Annotated in this window: 18 protein-coding genes and 1 pseudogene; 13 read left to right on the top strand and 6 right to left on the bottom strand. The window is 46.1% G+C overall.

Translation table 11 applies throughout. The features are described 5' to 3' along the window. Positions 1–72: 72 nt before the first annotated feature. Positions 73–339 (bottom strand): hypothetical protein, encoded by a 267-nt coding sequence (locus ACINK7_RS11160; protein WP_404355137.1) that lies wholly within the window; start codon positions 337–339, stop codon positions 73–75. Positions 340–748: 409 nt separating this feature from the next. Further along, a complete protein-coding gene (locus ACINK7_RS11155; RefSeq protein ID WP_404355135.1) occupies positions 749–4,198 on the bottom strand; it encodes a hypothetical protein in 3,450 nt (1,149 codons plus the stop codon). A gap of 466 nt (positions 4,199–4,664) precedes the next feature. Between ACINK7_RS11155 and ACINK7_RS11150 the strand changes: the two genes are divergently transcribed. The 8 genes and pseudogenes from ACINK7_RS11150 (at position 4,665) to ACINK7_RS11115 (ending at position 13,299) form a co-directional block, all read left to right on the top strand. Beyond that, positions 4,665–5,129: a Crp/Fnr family transcriptional regulator gene (locus ACINK7_RS11150; protein ID WP_404361440.1), complete on the top strand. Its 465-nt coding sequence runs from the start codon at positions 4,665–4,667 to the stop codon at positions 5,127–5,129. A gap of 118 nt (positions 5,130–5,247) precedes the next feature. Further along, positions 5,248–5,460 carry a DUF2905 domain-containing protein gene (locus tag ACINK7_RS11145; protein WP_404355133.1) on the top strand — a complete coding sequence of 71 codons (213 nt, stop codon included), beginning with the start codon at positions 5,248–5,250 and terminating at the stop codon, positions 5,458–5,460. A gap of 160 nt (positions 5,461–5,620) precedes the next feature. Beyond that, the gene (locus ACINK7_RS11140) at positions 5,621–6,574 is read left to right on the top strand and encodes a transglycosylase SLT domain-containing protein (RefSeq protein ID WP_404355131.1); all 954 of its coding nucleotides are present in this window, start codon (positions 5,621–5,623) and stop codon (positions 6,572–6,574) included. A 124-nt stretch (positions 6,575–6,698) separates the two neighbouring features. Continuing rightward, positions 6,699–8,039: a sigma 54-interacting transcriptional regulator gene (locus ACINK7_RS11135; RefSeq protein WP_404355129.1), complete on the top strand. Its 1,341-nt coding sequence runs from the start codon at positions 6,699–6,701 to the stop codon at positions 8,037–8,039. A 37-nt stretch (positions 8,040–8,076) separates the two neighbouring features. Beyond that, a pseudogene (locus ACINK7_RS11130) lies at positions 8,077–8,250 on the top strand (pirin-like C-terminal cupin domain-containing protein); the annotation flags it as partial. A 353-nt stretch (positions 8,251–8,603) separates the two neighbouring features. Next, on the top strand, positions 8,604–10,526 hold the full coding sequence (locus ACINK7_RS11125) for a PrkA family serine protein kinase (protein ID WP_404361439.1): 1,923 nt from the start codon (positions 8,604–8,606) through the stop codon (positions 10,524–10,526). A gap of 17 nt (positions 10,527–10,543) precedes the next feature. Then, complete coding sequence (locus ACINK7_RS11120) at positions 10,544–11,806, top strand: YeaH/YhbH family protein (protein ID WP_404355127.1); 1,263 nt, start codon at positions 10,544–10,546, stop codon at positions 11,804–11,806. Then, on the top strand, positions 11,803–13,299 hold the full coding sequence (locus tag ACINK7_RS11115; RefSeq protein ID WP_404355125.1) for a SpoVR family protein: 1,497 nt from the start codon (positions 11,803–11,805) through the stop codon (positions 13,297–13,299). Before ACINK7_RS11120 ends, ACINK7_RS11115 begins: the two co-directional genes overlap by 4 nt. 845 nt (positions 13,300–14,144) lie before the next feature. Here ACINK7_RS11115 and ACINK7_RS11110 read toward each other — a convergent pair. Next, positions 14,145–14,807 carry a nitroreductase gene (locus tag ACINK7_RS11110; protein WP_404355123.1) on the bottom strand — a complete coding sequence of 221 codons (663 nt, stop codon included), beginning with the start codon at positions 14,805–14,807 and terminating at the stop codon, positions 14,145–14,147. Between the two features lie 11 nt (positions 14,808–14,818). After that, positions 14,819–15,778: a DUF2380 domain-containing protein gene (locus ACINK7_RS11105; RefSeq protein ID WP_404355119.1), complete on the bottom strand. Its 960-nt coding sequence runs from the start codon at positions 15,776–15,778 to the stop codon at positions 14,819–14,821. Between the two features lie 269 nt (positions 15,779–16,047). On the opposite strand from ACINK7_RS11105, the gene ACINK7_RS11100 reads away from it, so the two are divergent. Next, complete coding sequence (locus ACINK7_RS11100; protein ID WP_404355117.1) at positions 16,048–17,424, top strand: histidine kinase; 1,377 nt, start codon at positions 16,048–16,050, stop codon at positions 17,422–17,424. Beyond that, positions 17,421–18,080 carry a response regulator gene (locus ACINK7_RS11095; RefSeq protein WP_404355115.1) on the top strand — a complete coding sequence of 220 codons (660 nt, stop codon included), beginning with the start codon at positions 17,421–17,423 and terminating at the stop codon, positions 18,078–18,080. Before ACINK7_RS11100 ends, ACINK7_RS11095 begins: the two co-directional genes overlap by 4 nt. A 101-nt stretch (positions 18,081–18,181) precedes the next feature. Here the strand turns inward: ACINK7_RS11095 and ACINK7_RS11090 are convergent, their stop codons facing one another. Together ACINK7_RS11090 and ACINK7_RS11085 are read right to left on the bottom strand one after the other, a co-directional pair. Further along, a complete protein-coding gene (locus ACINK7_RS11090) occupies positions 18,182–18,364 on the bottom strand; it encodes a type II toxin-antitoxin system RelE/ParE family toxin (RefSeq protein ID WP_404355113.1) in 183 nt (60 codons plus the stop codon). After that, positions 18,361–18,642: a type II toxin-antitoxin system ParD family antitoxin gene (locus tag ACINK7_RS11085; protein ID WP_404355112.1), complete on the bottom strand. Its 282-nt coding sequence runs from the start codon at positions 18,640–18,642 to the stop codon at positions 18,361–18,363. The genes ACINK7_RS11090 and ACINK7_RS11085 overlap by 4 nt, the downstream gene beginning before the upstream one ends. A gap of 283 nt (positions 18,643–18,925) precedes the next feature. Here ACINK7_RS11085 and ACINK7_RS11080 point away from each other — a divergent pair, with 283 nt between their 5' ends. The 3 genes from ACINK7_RS11080 (at position 18,926) to ACINK7_RS11070 (ending at position 21,792) form a co-directional block, all read left to right on the top strand. After that, the gene (locus ACINK7_RS11080) at positions 18,926–19,282 is read left to right on the top strand and encodes a hypothetical protein (RefSeq protein WP_404355110.1); all 357 of its coding nucleotides are present in this window, start codon (positions 18,926–18,928) and stop codon (positions 19,280–19,282) included. Positions 19,283–20,150: 868 nt separating this feature from the next. Continuing rightward, positions 20,151–20,792 (top strand): DUF4255 domain-containing protein, encoded by a 642-nt coding sequence (locus tag ACINK7_RS11075; protein ID WP_404355108.1) that lies wholly within the window; start codon positions 20,151–20,153, stop codon positions 20,790–20,792. After that, a complete protein-coding gene (locus ACINK7_RS11070; RefSeq protein WP_404355106.1) occupies positions 20,785–21,792 on the top strand; it encodes a hypothetical protein in 1,008 nt (335 codons plus the stop codon). Before ACINK7_RS11075 ends, ACINK7_RS11070 begins: the two co-directional genes overlap by 8 nt. Positions 21,793–21,801 lie beyond the last annotated feature (9 nt).

Here is a 21,801-nt window from a genome sequence, read left to right as displayed (position 1 = left end):
TCAGTGTAGAGTAAAGGCTTAACTCATGCTTAAGATGTGTCGCTTAATCATGCAAGGAAATATCAATTATGTTTAATTGAAATGCTTCCATTTTACCCAAGCGGCACAAGCAATTCCGACCAAAATGTAGGTGTAGCTATATACGAAAACATATAAGCCTGTGGGGTTATGGGTAGCGGCATCGCGAAGACTCGGTGTTACCAACCAAGTCCACAAAACGGCAGGTATCAAATAGAACAAAAAGCCCAAACATGCCGTTTTTAAAGGATTGCGACCCTTAGCTTCGGCGTCTCGATAATACCAATAGGCAATTGCTAACGCGACAATAGTACCAATCATAAACCTTCCTCTCTTTAATCCAGAATGATGGATATGCTTACTCCATTCATACTGAAAAATCGTTCGCCCTAATTTTATGGCGACGGAGTTGCCTTTCGAGGAACCCCACGCCCCTAAATGTAAACGTTTTTTCGCTCAGACACTCTCTTTTGATCGAAAAACCGTCTAAGAATAAAAGGTATGGGATGTGTCTATCGAGGAACGCCGTGAACCCATCACCTAAATTTGCCATGATTTTAAATCATTGCCAATGACTTATGGAATTTAGATGCTGGGTAAACCCATCCATGGGGGCTTGACGGCAGTGATCCCTGCTGCCGACATCCTCTCTAGCCACACCCCATACCTTAACAAAGTTAGCTATTTTTTGAGTATAAAGGGAGTAGAATTGAACTCCAAGAACTGAAACTCAGTGATGCACCCAGTCTGCGCCTAGCGTGCCGATTAAACTTTCCGAATAACCTGCTTGGCATAACTCGGCAAGCATGGCTTCAGTTTTCTCAAGCTTCACTTCCAGTTTCGAATATTCGGATGGATCGCTGTTTTCTGTTTCGTTTAATCGTTCTGTAATTATGTCGCGATGACGTTGCCATAAGGCCAAATCACGCTGGTGCTTGATGGAGAGTCGCTCACGATACCAATCGCTAGCTAGTAGCGATTCTCGTGTAAATAAATCTCGAATCGCCGGGTCGTCGATAGTTTTGCCTTCATAGTGTCCATAAGCCATGACATGTAATAGGGCTTTAAGAGGTGGGCAGGCATCGTTTATCGTGCCGTCCTGGAAATAAATCAGAGCCACCCGTTGCTGCGTTTCATAGACGTTATCGATGCCGTCGACAAAAGCGGCAAGATCTTGGGTTTCAGGTTTTAGCATCGCTTCGTCAAAAACCGCTGTCGGATAATCGAAGACTTTACCGAAGTTGGTATGCACGAAACGCTCGGTTATTCGGTAACCGAGCCGGCTTGCGTATACGGTTCTGCCTTCGTATTCGAAATCTTCCAGTTTTTCGAGATGGCCGTTTTCGATCAGATAGCGCGCATCGCGTTCGGCGACAGGCAGACGCGACCAGATTTCCGGAATCAACAGACTGATATCGTGATCGATTCTACGCTGAGTTCCGATGTAACCGGCAGCGGTCGAAAAGCCGTCGTAGCCGCATAAAATAAACGAGACCAGTGCAGTATTTAGATCGGCGGTCGTGCTCAAGGCATTGAACGGCCCTTTGGTCAATGCGCCTTCCGACCCGGCTCCCGTCGTGGAAGGAGATTTGCCGGTTAGACTGCATACAAAATCCATGAACAATTCCGGTAACTCTTGATAATGGATGGGGTTGTAAACAGCCAAAGGTCGGATGCCGGCGGCTAAGTCTTGCGGATTATTGCGGCGCCCGGGAAGAACCGCATTGACCGGAAAGTAAACCGCTTGGTCGGTCTTGAGGCCTCGAGCCAAACGAGTCGAAATTTCGGCAATATAGCGCATTCTCGGATCGGCGATATCAGGACGAACTTGCAGATAACGCACATTTTGGCTGGGTTTGCCGTCGACCAATCTCGGATGTGCCGATGAGACGAAAAATTCGTCTTCCTGTCCTTCGGCAGCTTGCTCGATCAATTTACGCATCGGCTCGCTGAATTCTTCGAAGTGAATGATATCTTCAATTAGATCGCGTGCATCTTGTGTTGCTAGGGGTTGGAAATTGGAGATAAAGTTATTTCCTCCCGATAAATCACGCTCGGTTTGTAAATCGCTGCCTCGATGGATGGCATCGTCGGGGCGCTGGAAAAAACTTTGCTCGCAATTGTCGACTAATTTTACGGAAGGATTTCGATAATCGGGGTCGAGCCCCGTGAGTCGTTTAGAAGGCACTACCGTCGAAGCACTGATGTCGTCTTCCATCTGAACTTTAGCCGAAGCGATAAAATCTTGGCGTAGTTTGAAAACGCGCCAAGCACCGTTCGAATCGAAGCCAACTCGCAGGTAACTCGCGATCAGTTTGCGCCCTTGGTATTTCAGTTCATTGCCGGGGTAGCTATTGACCACGTCCACTGAAAAATGATCGCGCCAATCATCACCCCATTCCTCGTGGTAAAAGCGTTTAATAATCAGCACAATTGCCCAAATATGCTGAGGAATTTGCTCCAGCCATTCGTTATAAGCATCGGAATAGTCGGTGACTGAAGGTGTCAACAGCTTGATGACCGAACCTAGGGTGCGCTGGTTGCTGAGCAGACTGCGCTTATCGCTGCCGTGTCGGGCCGGATCTCGGAAACGGGTCGAATAATCGTGTTTAAAAATGGACTCGACGATATCCATGTCTTTTTCGAAGTCTTCGACAAAAATAGTGCCCGAAATGACCGCGCCGGCTATGGATTTGGAAATTTCCGATTTACCGCCGCCAGAAACCGTGCTGGGTTTATGGCAGAATGTTCCTTCCGCTAAAGTGCCGACCAAACGCCAACTCGGGGCATGAGGATGGCGTTCCATATGAACCTTGAAACCGTTTGGATAGATGTAAGTATGTTTGGCGAGCAGTTTGAGGGATTGCGGGCGGCCGTTTTGCAGCCAACTGATTTGTTGCTGCTGTACATTGATCTCGGCTGCTGCCGGAATGTATATGATCTCCGGAAAATTGTTGTCGACGGCGTAACCTTCATTCTTTCTGTCAATCATCGGTGATAATTGTTCGCATAACTTATCGAACGAATAGCGTTTATCGAGATCGCTGCCATGCGGTAGATAAATGTCGCCAAGGTTCATTCTGGGAAATGCCAATGCGCCGCCGGCATGTTCTTCCTCGCAGTCGCCGAAGAGATTAGCCGAATAGCTGATTTGAGATTTGATCTCTTTTTTGCTGTAACCGAAATAATTGTCGGCGATTAAGGTGACGACGACGCCTTGCATATTGCGACAAACCAATTTAAACGGTTTGCCGTCGTTGTAAAGTTCGTCTTCATGCTGCCAGAACATACCGTCCTTGCGTTGGCGTTCGCTTGCATCATCATAATGGGGAAGGCCGATATCTTTTTTACAGCAATGCACTAAATGCGGGGCTAGAATAATGCAACCGGTATGTCCGGTCCAATGTTCGATATCGAGTGCCGCATCGTTCTCCGGCAAGAAAGGATCGCCGGCATTGCCGAAGATCGATTCGACGAAATCCAAGTTAGCGACCAATCCGCCCGGTGCGAAAAAACGGGTTTCCATGGTTTTAACCGGGCTTATCGGTTCGATTGCTGGACGAACGATCGGTCTCAATAATAACGAGACCCAAAGCGTGGCCGGCTTATTTTGTAAGCTTGTGAAAGGCAGGCGAAGTAGATCGCTTGGTGGAGTCAATGCATGTTGTAATAACGCGGCATAGGCGTTGACCGGTACTTCGCTTTTATCGCCCGGCACGGGAAGTCCGCCTGCAACTATATGAAAGACCCCTTTAGTTGTCCGTCGATCGTTTTGTGGATTATGCAAGACGCCTTGTAAAACACGATAGGAGTCGACATAAGCTGAGTGAAACTCGTTATGACGATAAGGCAGCGATAATTCCCGGGCTTGTCCTTTTCGCTCGAGAATGAATGTTTCGCCGGGTAATTGAACTGAAACGTCGACGTTATTTTCGAGGAGGTAAGCGTTTAAAAAGTCTTGTATTCGTTGATCCGCTGGGCAACGGTAATTGGCTAATAGACGGCGTTGCTGCGAATAATTCTTTAATAAGCTATCTGCGATTTTTAAATATTGTCGATCGCCTTCAGTTTCACAAGTGGGTTGGTTTAAGGCGGCTAGTTTAAGGTTGATATGCTGAAGCCCTTCGTGTGCTTCGGTGCTACTCGGACTGTTTTGGATGGGTGCGGTTGATAAGGTCATGGTCGACTCCGGCAAGGTTTCAGTCTGGCTGTTTTCTAGGCGGCACGATTTAATCTCGAGTGCTGACGGTTTGGATAAAAATTAATAAACCGTTTAGCTTTTCGACGAATCCGATAAGACCGGAGGTCAATCGTTTCCTAAATTAAGTTTCGGCCGTTTCGAGTATTTGAAGAATAGGTTATACGATTATTGAAAAATACAAAAGAATTGAATTGATGCCGATTTTGACTAAATTAATTAAGCAAGAACATTTATTACCAAATCCTAAGCCAAGTCGAAGCATTAAAGGTCTACAACACTTTCACCGGCTTGGTGAAGCCCCAAACTACCCTTCACCCGACAGAGCTCTCTTAAGCGCAGCCGAAGGGGGCTCAGGGCGAACGGTAGTTTGAGGCTCTCAACTGCTCTTTTTAGGTATAATGATAAACAGATAATCAACACACTCTTAGGTACATCAGTGAATCAAATGTTAAAAGAAATATTAGCCGACCCGGAATTTAAAGAAGGCGAAGCATGGTTTCGTCATGCATTCAAGGCACAGGATGTGTTGGTGAAAGAGAGCGATATCGGCAATACCTTGTTTGTGATTGAAAAGGGTAGCTTGCGGGTAACCGGACTGGTTGGCCTAGAGCAAAAAAAACAGCTTCAGGCCGGATTTTGCGATCTTAAGGAAGGCGATATTTTCGGCGAAAGCTGTCTTCATGAGATTCATAGGCGGACCGCAACCGTTACGGCGATTTCCGAAGGTTGTGCTTGGGAAATTGTCGGTGATAAATTAAATGAGTATTTTGAAAAGCATCCTGATCTCGGTTATTTGTTTTATAAAAAGCTATTCGTTATTTTGACTGAACGCATGAAAAGTGCGAATCATCGCATTGAAAACCTTTTGGCATGGGGGTTAAGGGCCCATGATATCGAACGGCATTTATAATCCTGAATTCAGAAGTCAGAAGTCAGGATACAAAACTTTGACGCCAAATGCGGGTTACGAGTTAATCTCTTTTGTTACAATCAACATTATTTCGATAGGACTCATGTAGAGGTAAGTTATGGGTAAATTATTGATAATGATAGGTGGTTTTTTATTGGTATTAGGCTTGCTCATTAGTTACGCGCCCGGATTGATCAGTTGGTTCGGTAATTTGCCGGGCGATATCAAAATCGTTGATGAGAAGCGATCTATATTTATTCCCATCACGTCGATGATAGTTGTCAGCCTTGTGTTGAGCCTTCTAATCAATCTGTTTTCATCGTTAAAATGATTTGTTTTTTTAATCGTTGACTACTTCCACTATAAAATCAAAGCGTAACAAGCCAAAAAACAATACGCGACGACAGCCCAAGCAAAAAGTTCGTCGTTCCGTTAGATCCGCTAAGAAAAAAAACGTTACATTTCCGGATAGCTTCAAGCATAAATTAATCTTGGCGGCTATTGAATTGGCCGGTTTAAGCATTACGCTTGTATCAGCGATTATCGTGCTGCTAGGCTATTCGGCAGAACGCTTCAGTGGAACTCGATTTCTTACCAGTCTCTTGCCATTTGCTATAGGGGTACTGGTCTTAATTCTATTCGCTTCGTTTTTGTTCTTGTTTTGGTGGAAGCTTCGGCGCAGCTTACAGGGCAGGACCGTGATTTTAATGCCCGTGATTTCGGTAATGTTAGCGATCGGTTCCGGCATATGGGTCATGGATGAACGATTTGCGTTGGCTTTCAATCATTTCCGGATGCTGGTCGGCGGAAAACAAGAAGTACGAAGGGTGACGCTTGCGCATCAGGTTTATGCCGCGTATCGCCGTCAAGGGGTTGGTGCTATGCGGCAAATGGTGGCTCGAGGAGAAAAATACAGTCTCCTTGTTGAGGATGCCGCGGGGCGTTTCCAAATCGATCCCGATTTATTGTTGGGCATTGCGGCGGCGGAATCATCTTTTCTCCCTCGGAATAGTTCGGATGGCGGTCGTGGTTTGTTTCAAATTACCCGGGTGCCGAAAGTCGTCGAAAACGAAGCGCAAAAACATTTCTCCGGACAAAAGCGCTCGATTATCGACGATCGTTATAATGCTTACCTTGCGGCAGCAACCTTTAAATACTATTTGGACGAAATGCACGGCGATTTGTTGTTAGGGCTATTGGCCTACAACATAGGCCCGGCCAATGGCGGTCTGCGTTTTATCATGCAGAAATACGGCGTCACCGACTTTACGACAATTCAGCCGTATCTTCAGCATTTGCCGAGGGATTATCCGATTCGAGTATTATCTTACGCGCTTGCTTTTAGACTTTGGCGACAGGAAGGCACGCTTCCAGCTTATCAAGAAGGCAGCAATGCCGTGCGAATTCAACGCATCGGCATTCCAGGGCTAACAAGCGACTTTTGAGTCTGTCGATATTCGTAAATTCAGCTACTATTTCGAATAGTGTTCGAGTATTTCGCGATGATTTTATAAAAGACTTCGATGTGCATCCGCTCTTAAATCAATTGCGATCAGAATGGGGAGTTCGATGAATAAACCAATTATTTTATTCGCTGTTCAGAGTCATGAGCTAAAGCAATCGATACAGACCGTTTTACATCATCAAACAGTCGAATTGGTCGAAGCTATGACTTGTCAGGAAGTTTTGAAATACTTCCAAGCAACGATGCCACAATTGCTGATCCTCGAATCTCCTTGTCAGGACGGTGTCGATACGCTTGCAATTGTTGAATCCATTCATGACAAAGACCGGAGATTTCCGGTTATCTTGGTTACGACGCGAGGATCCGAAAGGCTTGCTATTTCGGCATTACGCATGGGCATTAAGGATTATTTTGAATATCCATTTTCCGGTCGAGACTTGATTAATTCGGTTACTAAATTGTTAAGCCCCCGGGCATCAAAGGTTTCTAGCACTGAGGCTTTAAAATCCGCCCTTCATCATCCTTTCATCGGAAGTAGCCATTCGATGCAAAAGGTAAAAACCTATTTACAAAAAGTCGCTCATGTCGATAGTCATGTGCTGATTACCGGCGAGACGGGAACCGGAAAGGAGCTCGTTGCAAAATTCATCCACGGTGATAGTCAACGCTCGCGTAAACCCTTTATCGCGATTAATTGCGCGGCCTTACCCGATAGTTTATTGGAAAGCGAATTATTCGGTTACGAAAAAGGGGCATTCACCGGCGCGCAAACCGCCTATGCAGGAAAATTGAAAATGGCGGATGGGGGCACGGTCTTTTTCGACGAAATCGGGGATATGAGCCCTTACGCGCAAGCCAAAATACTCCGCGTTCTGGAAAGCAAGGAGGTTTATCCGTTAGGTGCTAAACAAAGCGTTGCTCTCGATATTCGAATAATCGCCGCGACTAATCGGCATTTGGAAAAAATGATGCTGGCAAAAGAGTTTAGGGACGATCTTTACTTTCGTCTCAATATCGCCCGAGTCCATTTGCCACCGTTACGAGAGCGCAAAGAAGATATTCCGGAGCTACTCAATTTTTATCTCAAACAATTCAATCAGCAATTTGGATTAAGTTTGGTCGGCTTTAGTATCGAAGCCTTAGAGGCTTTATTCGATTACCATTGGCCGGGCAATATACGCGAATTAAAAAACGTCTTGGAAACCGTTTTTATAGATTCTCCCTATGAACGAATTTCCCGGAGCGATTTGCCGGAACCGATTCGTGGCCGCGAAATGGCTAAGGCATTTTCAGATCAAAGCGATCGCGAACGCGAGAGCCTGTTGGCCGCTTTAAACGCTACGAATTGGAATAAAAGCAAAGCCGCCGAACAATTGCAATGTTCGAGAATGACGCTTTATCGAAAGATGGAAAAACACCGAATCAGAACTAAAAAAGCCTTCTAAAACCAGCAATTGCTGAGGAGCAAAATCTGCCCTCGCTTACCTCTACATCGAAACCGACGATGACGCAAAGGCGCTTTTACTGGCAGGAGAGCCGATCGACGAGCCTGTCGTCGGCTACGGGCCATTCGTAATGAACAGCGAGATCGAAATACGTCAGGCCTTGGCCGATTACCGAGCGGGCAAATTCGGCAGGATTCCCGCATCCGGCTGAGCCCTATCATTCGACGAGCGGGGCGATATGAGCCGAATTGTCCCATTCGGCTTTATTCACAACCCCTGTAAATCCTGCCTATCGTAGAACTTGTCTAAAGAAAAAATCCTCTGATTTTACTTAGCCGGCGCTGGCAATTGAATTGTCATTGTTGTAAGGATAGCAATGCAAAAAACATTTGGCATAATGAGGCGACAACGGCATAGCAAACGAAACTTCTAGTAAAAAATACTGTTTAAACCTAAAGACACATGAAAACATAAGATCGTATCTACTTCGTGTGCTTTGGAAATAATAAGCGAATCCATGGTCCAATGTAGATAATTAACCTAATCAATCATTGTGGGGTTGTGATGAGTATATTTGAGCGTTATACAGCAAAATACGAGGAATTAAAGGACGAAGAATTGACTCTTCCGGAATACTTGGAGCTTTGCAAAAAAGACCCGTTGACCTATGCAAGCCCGGCCGAGCGGATGCTGGCTGCTATCGGCGAGCCTGAATTATTGGATACGCATAATGATCCCAGACTTAGCCGAATATTTTCCAATAAGGTCATAAAAATTTATCCCGCCTTCCGCGAATTTTACGGAATGGAAGAGGTCATCGAGCAAATAGTCGCATTCTTCCGTCATGCGGCTCAGGGCCTGGAAGAAAAGAAACAAATTCTTTATTTGCTCGGTCCGGTCGGTGGTGGTAAATCTTCGCTGGCCGAACGGCTAAAAGCATTGATGGAAAAAGCGCCGTTTTATGCGATTAAAGGTTCGCCGGTATTCGAATCGCCATTGGGGCTTTTCAATGCCGATGAAGACGGCGATATTCTTGAAAAAGACTACGGCATCCCCGGCCGTTATCTCAATACCATCATGTCGCCTTGGGCGACGAAACGACTTCATGAATTCAACGGTGATATACGCCAATTTAGAGTCGTTCGGATCCGTCCTTCTATTCTTAAACAGATTGCCGTCGCCAAAACCGAGCCGGGCGATGAAAACAATCAAGATATTTCATCGCTGGTCGGCAAAGTCGACATCCGTAAACTGGAACTGTATTCTCAAGACGATCCCGATGCCTACAGTTACTCGGGGGGCTTGTGCCGTGCCAACCAAGGTTTGCTGGAATTCGTGGAAATGTTCAAGGCGCCGATCAAGGTGTTGCACCCGCTGCTGACCGCAACGCAGGAAGGTAATTACAAAGGCACGGAAGGGTTTCCGGCGATACCGTTTCAGGGCATTATTCTGGCCCACTCGAACGAATCGGAGTGGCAAGCGTTCAGGAACAATAAAAACAATGAAGCCTTTCTCGACCGGATTTATATTGTCAAAGTGCCTTATTGCTTGCGCGTTTCGGAAGAAATCAAAATCTACGATAAACTGCTGGAAAACAGTTCCTTGCATGATGCGCCGTGCGCACCCGGCACCTTGGAAATGATGGCACAATTTGCAGTGTTATCCCGCTTGAAAGAGCCGGAAAACTCCAATATCTTTTCCAAGATGCGAGTTTATAACGGCGAGAATCTCAAAGATACCGATCCGCATGCGAAGTCTTATCAAGAATACCGCGATTTTGCCGGCGTCGATGAAGGCATGACCGGTCTTTCCACACGGTTCGCTTTTAAGATTCTGTCTAAGGTATTCAACTTCGACAATACCGAAATTGCGGCCAACCCGGTTCATCTTTTGTATGTCCTTGAGCAGCAAATCGAACGCGAGCAATTTCCGGCCGATGTCGAAGACAAGTACTTGTCTTATCTGAAAGGTCATTTGACGCAAAAATACATCGATTTTATCGGCAAGGAAATTCAAACCGCTTATCTTCAATCTTATTCGGAATACGGGCAAAATATCTTCGACCGCTATGTGACTTATGCCGATTATTGGATACAAGATACTAATTACCGCGATCCGGATACCGGCGAAATGTTCGACCGGAGCTCCTTGAACGATGAGCTGGAAAAAATCGAAAAGCCGGCCGGCATCAGCAATCCCAAAGATTTCCGTAACGAAATCGTTAACTTTGTGTTACGAGCTCGCGCCAAAAACGGCGGCAAATATCCGGCCTGGACAAGTTATGAGAAACTGCGCACTGTGATCGAAAAGAAAATGTTCTCGACCACCGAAGATCTGCTGCCGGTGATTTCTTTCAACGCCAAAGCTTCACCCGAAGACCAGAAAAAACATGAACAATTTATCGATCGGATGATTGAAAAAGGCTATACGGAAAAACAAGTGCGCTTACTCAGCGAATGGTACTTGAGGGTGCGTAAATCGTCTTAACGCTTGAGGAGAAATGTGTGACTCAAATTGTAGATAGACGTCTGAACGGAAAGAATAAGAGTGCCGTCAATCGGCAGAAATTTATTCGCCGTTTTCGCAGCCAAATTAAAAAGGCCGTGACCGACGCGGTAAACGAACGGAGCGTGAAGGATTTGGATAAAGGCGAAAAGGTTTCCATTCCGGCAAAAGACATTTCGGAGCCGTTTTTCCATCATAGTAATGACGGATATCGGGAAGCCATACATCCGGGGAACAAGGAGTTTCGACAAGGCGATAAAATAAAGCGGCCCGAAAGCGACGGAGGCGGGCGAGGTAATCAGGCCTCCGACTCCGGCGAAGGCATGGACGAGTTCGTCTTCGAGTTGACGCGCGAGGAATTTTTGCACTTCTTTTTTGAAGATCTCGAATTGCCCAACCTAGTCAAAACCCGTCTAGCGACTCTCGAGGAGACTCAAAAAGTACGCGCGGGCCATACCAGCGACGGTATACCCACCAATATCAATGTCATTCGTTCGCTTCGGGGCGCGATGGGGCGGCGCATCGCATTGCGCGCGCCTTATCGGAACAGGATTGCCGAGGCCGAAGCGCAACTGGAAGACTTGCTTAAACGCCACAGCGAAACCGATCCGGTGGTTATCGAATTGCGTGAAGAAATTAAACGCCTCAAGGAAAAAATCGAGCGCATCCCGTTTATCGACACCTTCGATTTACGTTACGACAACCGCATTGACAAGCCCAAGCCGACGACCCAAGCAGTGATGTTTTGCATCATGGATGTTTCGGGCTCGATGGGGCCTGAAGAAAAAGACATGGCGAAACGTTTTTTCATGCTGCTGTACCTTTTCCTGACGCGCACCTATGAAAAAACCCAAGTCGTATTCATCTCCCATCACACCGAAGCCAGTGAAGTCGATGAAGAAACCTTTTTTTATTCGAGAGAAACCGGCGGTACGGTCGTTTCGAGCGCTCTCAACTTGATGAAAAAGATCATCGAGGACCGCTTTCCGATTTCGGAATGGAATATTTATGCCGCGCAGGCCTCCGACGGCGACAATTGGGATAACGATTCAATAGACTGCAAAAAAATATTGTCGGAACAAATCATGCCCTATATGCAGTATTACGCCTATATCGAAATCACCGAGGACAGGCATCAAAACCTCTGGTACGAATATTCGACTCTGAAAGACACTTGGAGCAATTTTGCGATGCAACGAATTGCTACAGTGGCCGATATCTATCCGGTATTTCGTAAACTTTTCGAGAAATCAAACGCATGACTAGAAAACCCTTATCGAAAACATCGGAATGGACCTTCGAGCTGATTAAAAAATACCATACGGAAATCGCGCGTATCGCAGGCGACTTCGGATTGGATACCTATCCGGTGCAGTTGGAAATCATCACTGCCGAACAAATGATGGACGCCTATGCCTCGGTCGGCATGCCCATCGGCTATAGTCACTGGTCGTTCGGCAAGGAATTCGTCAAGAATGAAAAACGTTATAAGAAAGGCCAAATGGGTCTGGCTTATGAAATCGTGATCAATTCCAATCCTTGCATCGCCTATTTAATGGAAGAAAACAGCATGACGATGCAGGCCCTGGTCATCGCGCATGCCGCTTACGGCCACAATTCGTTTTTCAAAAATAATTATTTATTCACGACCTGGACCAGCGCGGACTCGATTATCGATTATCTGCTCTTTGCTAAAAACTATATTGCCGAGTGCGAAGAGCGCTTCGGCGAGGAACAGGTCGAAGCCATTCTTGACTCTTGCCATGCCTTGAGAAATTTCGGCGTGGACCGGTATAAACGCCCCTCCCGATTGTCTCTACAACAAGAGCAAGCCCGGCAACGGGATCGAGAAGCCTATCTGCAATCCCAAGTCAACGAGTTATGGCGCACCATACCGACCAAGGAGCCGGCCTATGACGCCACTGACGAAGTCGTCCGCTTTCCCGAGGAGCCGCAAGAGAATATTCTTTATTTTATCGAAAAAAATGCGCCTTTCCTGGAGCCTTGGCAACGCGAAATCATTCGCATCGTGCGCAAGATAGCCCAATATTTTTATCCGCAACGGCAGACTCAAGTAATGAACGAAGGCTGGGCGACTTTCTGGCATTACACGATCTTGCATCAGATGTATCAGGAAGGCCTGGTAACCGATGGATTCATGATCGAATTTCTCCAATCGCATACCAATGTCGTTTACCAACCGGCCTTCGACAGCCCCTATTATTCGGGCATTAATCCCTATGCGTTGGGTTTCGCGATGATGAGCGACATCCGCAGGATTTGCGAAACGCCGACGCCCGAAGACGAACGCTGGTTTCCGGAAATAGTCGGCAGCGATTGGAACAAGACCTTACATTTCGCGATGCAAAACTTCAAGGACGAAAGCTTTATCAGTCAGTTTTTATCCCCTAAAGTCATTCGCGACCTTAAACTGTTTTCCATCTTGGATGATTCCAATGAGCGGGAGATCGCCGTGACCTCAATTCATGATGAAGACGGTTATCAGCATATCCGGCAAGCCTTGTCGGAACAGTACAATTTAGGCAGTAATGAACCGAATATTCAGGTTTATCATGTCGACCGGAAAGGCGACCGTTCGCTGACGCTACGCCATACTCAATACCATCGAAGGTTCTTAGCCCAAAGTGCCGACGAAGTCTTAATGCATGTCGCCAGACTCTGGGGCTTCGATGTGCGGCTTGAAACAGTGGATGAAGACGGTACGCTACAAACGATAATGGAATGCAAACTATAGCCTCCATCGGCACTGCGTTACGTTCACCGGCAAATAACGAGTGCATCGAAGCCAGAGTATTTTCCAATCCGGACATGAGCCTGAGCGAAGGGTGTTTGTGAAAATAGCTTAAGCGGCGCTTTGTTGATTAATTGAAAGAGTTCTACCCTAGCCTTATTGAGGTGTTGGGCTGCATCATTATCTCTGAATTGGGAGGAAAATGCGTCCAATTTTTCTAAAGTGGTTCACGGCTTGAGACAGCCATTAGCCTCGGGCAATGATTGGAGCTTTTCATAGGGCGTCCGCCGACGCATTCTTACTCTCTTCCAACACATTATGGTGGGGCCTTCTCGAGCGCGATTTGGTCTGCACGATGCGCAATTTTTCCAGTCATTTCGCCACCTGATGAGTGATGTACTCCGCCGTTATCCGAATGAAAGCTCTGAATGACAAACGGGAACGCATCCATCATGGTTTCACAACCACAACACTTTATATGTATGTCAAACGGCGACGGATCTTTAAAAGAGGCAGGTCAATCCATCATGGGATAAATTGATTTTGGTAAAAGCGGTCATAGAATTTTTGAGGAGTGTTGTAGCTATCGACCCATTTTTGTCATACGGTTATGGATTTAAGCGTCCTGATACCCGCCATTAGTAAAATAGCAATATTGGTCCGATTCCAGTCGCTGGTGTTGCTTTTAAGCCGTCATTAAAGGAAAAGGAATTTTGCTCGCACCCGATCAAGTCAAAGTAATGTCAATCTTTACGGTTACTTGGCTCTATAGATGTAGCAGCCCGATAACATCCACCAAGAACCACATTAACTGAGAATGGCTACAACTTTGCCGGTCACAAATATATTTAAAAGAAGCGGGAAAACGTGTCAACTTCCTCGCGCGACGTTCGATAGTTATTAACAGAGGCATGAGAATCTTCATAACCCATTGCCATACCGCAAATAAGAATAACCTTGTCAGGATACCCCAATGTTTCTTTGATGATCTTCGGGTATTCGGCTAATGACGCTTGCGGGCAAGTTGCTAACCCTTCTTCAACGGCTGCCAGCATGACTGACTGCAAAAACATGCCATAATCCAAAAATGAGCCTGTTGCCATATCGGAATCCATAAAGAAAAGAAGCATGATAGGCGCATCAAATGCCCTGTAATTTGCAACCCATTGCTCTATCTGTTTTTCTTTGTCATCTCGATTGATTTCGAGTGCAGTATAAAGCTGGAGGCCGCAAGCTTTACGTCTTGTCTTATAAGGCTCATGCCATTCACACGGATAATATTGATAATCCATTTGCCCCTTTATGCTGCTTCGATATGCATTTTCCAAACGTTGCTCCAAGAGTTTCTTTTTTTCACCCATAACCACGGCAACTTGCCAAGGCTGGGTATTTACACCGGAAGGAGCCTGTTTGGCGGCATTTAGAACACGTTTTATTTTCTCTACATCGACAGTTTTGTTTAGAAAAGCACGAGTGGATTTACGCTTTGCTAACGCTTCCGAGACTTTCATAGGCTACCTTTTCACTTCTGAGAGTCCTCGGCTAAGTGGGCATCAACGGGAGATTCGAATGCAATGAAAAGGACGCAAGATCCCGAGTTGGTGCACGAAGCCTTGTGCGGAGCTTTAATCGGCCCGTATGCGTAAGTGCCGGGCTTGAGAACTGACGGGCTGTGTCCAGTATATTCGATGCGAAGTTCTCCAGAAACAAGGACCATACGTTCAGCTGAAGAGTGCCAATGGGTCGGAATAGCGTAGTTCGCCGGCACCTTGAGGAACACGTCCGCGTTGGGTTTAGCAAGGTCGCCGTGAAGGACGGCGATCTCGCACCCTTTTGGAAAGAGTGGTGGGCATGAACCCCACTTGAGCTGTGCATCGCCAAAGGCAAGGGTGTGCGGCTTCTCGGATGGTGCTTCTGCCGCTGCAGAGGTATCGGAGAGACCGACTTTCCTAGACGGTGACGGCGGCGTATAGATGTTATCTAAATCGTTGTCTATTTTATCGGCAAGACTTTCGACGCCTTTTAAGGTTAATTTTTTATCACCGCCTTTTGTCTCTGAAATGTAATTACCGATTAATTGGCCATCACTAACCCTGACTAAATGCCCCATAATATAAGCGAATAAGAAACTGGGTTTATGCAGTCTGCCTACCAATATATACTCAGCTCCGGCGTTTTTCGCCAATTCTGCGGCAATGTCGCTGTGATCAAAAAGATACCCAAAACCGGCGTTGGCCTCACGTTGAGCATCCAAATCAACAGCGATGATTTTATAGCCAGCTCTTTTTAATTCACCTTCTAGCATAGCCTTTATGCCCGCTGTTCTTTCAATTTCCGCAGGTATTCGAGGTGCCAGAGTTAAATCCTTTAATTCAAAATCCAATATGGCGATGCTGGTTTCAGCAAATACACCAACACTGAACAGGCATAAAAAGAATACGCCAAACAGGTGACGTAATGCTGCATTTTTTCTAAGGTTCATAATAAAAGTACACTGTATCTCGTTGAAAAAAAGTCATCGGTAACACCATTATTAATTGTTTCATCATATTCGTTTTATAGTTGGTCAGTAGAGTAGTGAGTTAATGTAAGTCCGTAACCTTATATTTGCCCGCAAAAGTCGGGCAATTTGCCCGGCCTTCCTGCGCCCCCTATTCCAGTCTCGGAATTCAGGCTTAAAATGATTTAAAAAATGAATAATTTCCGACGCTGAATCGTCGGCAAAGTCTCTCACTGAAGCCTGCGCTTACCATGAATCTAAAACTTCACCTCCTATCACGTATTGTCCTTATTGCTGTCGCTTGCCTGATTGCAACAGCAGCCTATGTTCTTTATCAAGCTGATCAGCAAGCAATTCTTGATACACAAGTAACGGCTGAGTCAATCGATAAGCAATTGGAGCTTCAATTGATGCGTATCGATGCGGGTTTTGGTCAACCGGAACGTTTCCCTGATTTTAATTTATGGAAAGAGACCAGTACCGCGTCCGGCATTTGTATAAGTTACCTATCAGCGGATAACAGTCTCAGGCGCAACATTTGCCATGGTGCTAAAATAACGTCACGAAGCTGGCCTATGTGGTTTGAAAGCTTTTACCAATGGGCTTTCCATCCCGGCTTGGAAGTGGTGAGACCAGTAGCATTCAAGGGCCGGATTCATGGTTCAGTAATCGTTGCGCCTAACGCTGAGATGGAAATAGCAAGCGCCTGGCAGAATATCTGTAACTTAATGGGTTTATCTGCCAGCTCCACTCTGGCCCTTTGCTTGCTGGTTTATTTCGCCTTGAGTCGAGCTTTATATCCGGCACAAATTATCGTTGCAGGCTTGGAGAAAATGGAAAAGGGTGAATTGTCATTTCGGCTACCCACTTTCGAGCTAGATGAATGGCAGCGAACCGGAAAAGCCATCAATCAACTGGCGGCAAGTCTGGAACAGCTCTTTTCCGAGCGTAAGAAATTAGCATTAAAGCTGATGAATATTCAGGAGGATGAACGCAGTTACTTGGCACGAGAGCTGCACGACGAGTTTGGCCAATGCCTGGCTGCGATCAATGCGGTCGCAGCTTCCATTTCACAAACCGCAGAAAACGAATGCCCGGAACTAGTTCCGGAAGGGAAAAAAATCAGTCGAATTGTCCAGCATATGATGGAATCGCTACGTGGATTATTATTGCGCATACGCCCTTCTGACATTGATGAACTGGGCCTTACGGTCAGTTTAAAAAGCCTGGTGGCTGGCTGGAATGCCAGCAGTGGCGGCAAGATTCATTATAGACTTGCTGTTCATGACGACCTTGACCGGTTACCCGAGCCTATTCCCATTACTATTTTTCGTATTGTTCAGGAATGTCTGACCAATGTGTCCAAACACTCAGCCGCTAATAATGCGACAGTAACACTCCAAACAGTCTCCGTGAATAATTCAATAACAGCCATTGAACTCAGTATCGAAGATGACGGCAAGGCCAGTAAACTGCCGTTTGAAAACAGCCCTGGAATTGGGCTGCTCGGTATCCGTGAACGAGTATCCGCACTTGAAGGCCGGTTGACATTAAAAACGGGTAATCCCAGCGGCCTTGCCGTCCATGTATGGCTTCCCGTTCAATCCCTTTCAGGGACACAGATATGACAGACTCGGAAAGTATCAGAATTTTGCTGGTTGATGATCATGCCGTTGTGCGTGAAGGCTATCGCTCACTTTTGGAGAAGCAACCCGGAATGAAAGTGGTTGCTGAAGCAGCTGATGGAGCAGAAGCCTATTCACGTTTTAAGGATTGCGATTCTGATATAGCCGTTATGGATATTTCAATGCCAGGTCAAGGGGGGCTGGAGGCTATTACGCGTATTAAACAACGATGCCCGGATGCGAAGATACTGGTCTTCAGTATGCACCAGAATCCAAGCTTTGCTGTTCAGGCAATCAGAGCAGGTGCCTTGGGTTATGTTACCAAGAGTAGTGCGCCGGATGTTTTGATTCGGGCTATCTATGATGTCTATGCAGGGCGAGTCACGTTGAGCGCCGACATTGCACAAGTCCTGGCCCTGGAAAAATTAGGCGGCGATAGTATTGCGCTACAAGAATTAACGGTACGTGAATTCGATATTCTGCGAATGTTAGTCGATGCTCGTTCAACAGAGGATATTGCTCAAACACTCAATATCAGTCCAAAAACCGTATCGAACTGCCATTATATGATCAAGCGAAAACTGGGCGTTGCCAGTGATATCGAGTTGACTCGCCTAGCCATTAAGATGAATATCATTAATCTTTTGGATTTATCTTGAATTGTGATTGCTAGATCGCCAATCATTGAAGATTTTTCTTGCAAATATTGTAATTCGACTGACTGCCCATGACACTATTGCCGAACTTCATTCAGCAATATTCATCGCCATAAAGCGGCCAGTCGCGTCTGACCGCTTTTGGCCGATTCTTCATAAATGGTTGAATGAGCCATAGTCAGCAATCGCTCTGCAATGTTTGGTGACGCTTCGAAAGCGAGGTAGCGATAAAGCGAAGCCAGCTGCTCTTCTGCCTCTGGTGAGAAAATAACCTGATATGTTTTCAAACTTTTTTGGCAATGGCAGCCTTATGTTCAGCAGCAAGCCTTGCCTGAACCTGTTCCACTGAGGCAGCCCTTGCAGGATCAGCTTTCAGGGCATCATAGGCCGGTACGACTTGTTCTAACAGCCAGTTCTCTACTGCTCGGTCACGGGCTATAAGTACTCGCAATCCATCTCGAATGACTTCACTTTCTGTTGCATATTCCCCGGCAGCGACCTTAGATTTTATAACCTCGGCCATTTCTGTAGGAAGCGTGATGCTAAGTTGTTTTGTGGTACGCATAAGTGTTATTCATTTTAAGAATAGGATTAAATCCTACTCTTGCATATTCTGACCCAACCTGAACACCCATTGTGGAGCAATCTGAACACTAGTTCTGATTCAAGTTGAACACTGATTCTGGTTTCAAGCTGAACACTGATTCTGGTTTCAAGCTGAACACTTTTCTGGATTTTCCAGAATCGGTGTTCAAGTTGCCAGAATCCCATCTAACGCATTGTTTATCTAATCAGATTATGCTTCCCGCCTTATTGTGGAGAAGATAATGTCAGCGAAGAGAACAGCAATGCGAAAATTACGAGAAGTACTCAGACTTAGCTACAGCACCGGATTAAGCATCCGAAAAATCAGTGCCAGCACCAAAATCAGTGTCGGCAGCATTCAAAACATCTTAAAACTGGCCGAGCAACTGAAAATATCCTGGCCGCTACCGGAAGATTGGGATGATCAAACTTTAGTCCTGAAATTTTATCCCCGCTCGGATGCTCAGCCTTCAACCAAATTCCAGGAACCGGTATGGACTGACGTGCATCTGGAGTTGAAGAAAAAAAGCGTGACCAAACAATTGCTCTGGGAAGAGTATGCCCAGCAGTATCCCAATCGTTGCTATAGCTACGCCGCGTCGGCCGTTTGTGGAAAATGAGCAATCGCTAACAGCAAGCCTAAATTAAGTGCTGCGAATCGGGAGGAAACTTTAAGCTGGGTTATTCGGTTCATAGTTTACGCCTCTCAAAAAAAGCCAAAAAGTTTACTTCGTCCCTGAAATGGGGGGTGTAAGTGTTTATAAATAATCGTAGGTTGTTAACAATCTTTACCATCCTAAAGGCGCTTTATTTCAATCGAAGTTATTGTTACAAATTTAAATCTTAGTAAACGCCCGGGCCAAATCCTTCATGAGATCATAGAGATTAAATAAAGATTCTGTCAATTGTCCAAAGGTACGATATCAGGACAAATTTTTTTATTGAAAATCAACTCATGGAGCGAGTTGTCAGCAATTCCCAGTTTGAAGATATTTTCACAGTTTAGGATGTGAAGCATGCCTGTCGAGGAACGCCGTGAACCCGTCCATGGGGCTTGACGGCGGCTCCCTGCCGCCGACATACTCGCCAAGCATGCTCCACACCCTTTTTTATCCTCAAATTGGGAATTGCTAGCGGGTTGTTCAAACCGCTCCAAACGTTTAGATCTGCGTAGGCTTTGTTCGAAATGCTCGGGGCTGAGTTACTAAGTCCTATTTCGAATACAACTGTCACAGTCTGTAACTCCTTAATGTTACAGATTTCAAGTCTCTGTTAATAAAGCATATTCTATTTAATTGATAAGCCTTCCTTCGCTCTCTGTAACAGGCTGTTGTTACAGAGAGCGAAACGTGACTAATTCAATCTAATATTTTCTTATATTTATCAACAATTTGTATTTTTAATCGATTCGTCGAGTATGGCACCGTTTTTGCCTTTTATTCATGAAAAAGCTGTTCCATGAATAAATTCGGTAATAGGAAGCGCCGCATGATCGCACATGCTCTGACGATAGTCTTGAACGAACTCAATCGGCATTTAACCGACCATTACGGGTCCGACGTCATGAATGTCGGGCGTTTGGGGAACTTGGCCGACGGCTTTGGTAACGGTGCGGGCGCGAATCCGCGGGATGTGCTTTATTTATCGCTGGTCAACATCAAGGAAGAAAAAACCTTGAAGAACGTACCGCACTTCACGCGTAACGACGTTACGCTTCGTACCGTGTATGAAAACCCGCCGACCTTTCTCAATTTTCAAATACTGATCGTCGCCTCTCACAGTAATTACACCAATGCCTTGTTGATGCTGTCGCGGGCGATACGCTTTTTTCAGGCGCAAAATGTTTTTACGCAGGATACAGTCGACCCCGCGTCGATTTCGAATAACTCGCCCGCCAATCCGCTCGATCAACTCCAGTCTTTCAAACTTATTTTCGATCTGTATTCTCCGACGATGGAGGAAGTTAATCACCTCTGGGGAACCTTAGGCGGTAAACAATACCCTTTCGCGATCTACGTACTGCGCATGTTGGATTTGAAATTCCGTGCGGTTAAAAGCGAAAGTGGCGTCATTACCGAAGTCGTTCACGATTTCCGGCACAAAACCGGGTTGGCGGTCGCCAATGAGTGAACAAATTCGCATTAAATATCGGCGTCTCTTTGAAGTGAAGGTGTTGCATCACTATTGGTTGGACGAAGGCGAAACCCTATTCGATTCGATCGATGACCCGCTGAAAAAGCAACAACGCTTATCCTCTTATGACGTCCGCGCCTTCCTTGAGATTCGACCGACCTCAAAGACGGAGAAACAACTGGAAGCCTATCGCGCTATTGTGATCAATAGCGCTTTGGGCCTGATCGCGGCAGTTCCGGAAGAGGCGATTATCGCAAGCGATGCGCTTTTCGAGTTCGCGGTTATCGTGCGCAACCCGGTGTTCATAAATTACACTGCGTTGATGCTGAGACGGCAGCGCATCATGGATCTTTACGATGCCGACCTAGGCAAGCGTTATTTGTACAAGGAAAACGTGCCGGTCTTATCGAATCTGACCGGTGCCTCCCGAGGTTCCGGCGACGATGAAGTCCTGTTTTTATCCAAGGAATTTCCAGCTGTCGCCAATGACGATCTCGTGGAAGCGATGGGCTTATCGGGCAATTCTTTGACACAGCTTATCGCAGACCAGCCGGGCGATCGACTTCATACGATTACCGATCAAGCCGGGCTTTGGCCGGTTTATGTGCACCAAGGCGATGTTCCGGTTCTGGAAGTGCCGGAGATGGAGGGCGCAATTTTTCGCGGTATTGCCTTGGATTCAAGTCTTCCGAAAGATGTATTTGCACTGATTCGTTTGCATGCCGAAAGACTGGATGATGGTCGATTCAGTTTGATCGATAGTCAGGGCAGGGCAAAACAAGCCTCGCCTTCGTTTCATGTACGACTGAAAAATCGTTCGACATTTTGGCAATATTTAAACCAGGACAACGGTTCTTTGGAATTCGAAACCGCCGAGCCGTTGCCCTCAACTTATTTCGGCAATGCCGGAAATCGCCGCAAACCCTCCGAAAACTCAGTCAAGCCGGTTTTAAGCGGCGATAGAGTGATTAAACTCGTTTCGGAGATTTATGAGTAATCTTTAATA

It is taken from the genome of Methylotuvimicrobium sp. KM1, from assembly GCF_044788715.1.
In the GTDB taxonomy this organism is placed as follows: domain Bacteria; phylum Pseudomonadota; class Gammaproteobacteria; order Methylococcales; family Methylomonadaceae; genus Methylotuvimicrobium.
This window is presented reverse-complemented; position numbering and strand designations above follow the sequence as displayed.

Coding starts and splice junctions, on each gene's coding strand:
- ACINK7_RS11160 (WP_404355137.1), bottom strand. CDS start 339: ATGATTGGTACTATTGTCGCGTTAGCAATTGCCTATTGGTATTATCGA.
- ACINK7_RS11155 (WP_404355135.1), bottom strand. CDS start 4,198: ATGACCTTATCAACCGCACCCATCCAAAACAGTCCGAGTAGCACCGAA.
- ACINK7_RS11150 (WP_404361440.1), top strand. CDS start 4,665: ATGTTAAAAGAAATATTAGCCGACCCGGAATTTAAAGAAGGCGAAGCA.
- ACINK7_RS11145 (WP_404355133.1), top strand. CDS start 5,248: ATGGGTAAATTATTGATAATGATAGGTGGTTTTTTATTGGTATTAGGC.
- ACINK7_RS11135 (WP_404355129.1), top strand. CDS start 6,699: ATGAATAAACCAATTATTTTATTCGCTGTTCAGAGTCATGAGCTAAAG.
- ACINK7_RS11125 (WP_404361439.1), top strand. CDS start 8,604: ATGAGTATATTTGAGCGTTATACAGCAAAATACGAGGAATTAAAGGAC.
- ACINK7_RS11115 (WP_404355125.1), top strand. CDS start 11,803: ATGACTAGAAAACCCTTATCGAAAACATCGGAATGGACCTTCGAGCTG.
- ACINK7_RS11110 (WP_404355123.1), bottom strand. CDS start 14,807: ATGAAAGTCTCGGAAGCGTTAGCAAAGCGTAAATCCACTCGTGCTTTT.
- ACINK7_RS11105 (WP_404355119.1), bottom strand. CDS start 15,778: ATGAACCTTAGAAAAAATGCAGCATTACGTCACCTGTTTGGCGTATTC.
- ACINK7_RS11100 (WP_404355117.1), top strand. CDS start 16,048: ATGAATCTAAAACTTCACCTCCTATCACGTATTGTCCTTATTGCTGTC.
- ACINK7_RS11095 (WP_404355115.1), top strand. CDS start 17,421: ATGACAGACTCGGAAAGTATCAGAATTTTGCTGGTTGATGATCATGCC.
- ACINK7_RS11085 (WP_404355112.1), bottom strand. CDS start 18,642: ATGCGTACCACAAAACAACTTAGCATCACGCTTCCTACAGAAATGGCC.
- ACINK7_RS11080 (WP_404355110.1), top strand. CDS start 18,926: ATGCGAAAATTACGAGAAGTACTCAGACTTAGCTACAGCACCGGATTA.
- ACINK7_RS11075 (WP_404355108.1), top strand. CDS start 20,151: ATGATCGCACATGCTCTGACGATAGTCTTGAACGAACTCAATCGGCAT.
- ACINK7_RS11070 (WP_404355106.1), top strand. CDS start 20,785: ATGAGTGAACAAATTCGCATTAAATATCGGCGTCTCTTTGAAGTGAAG.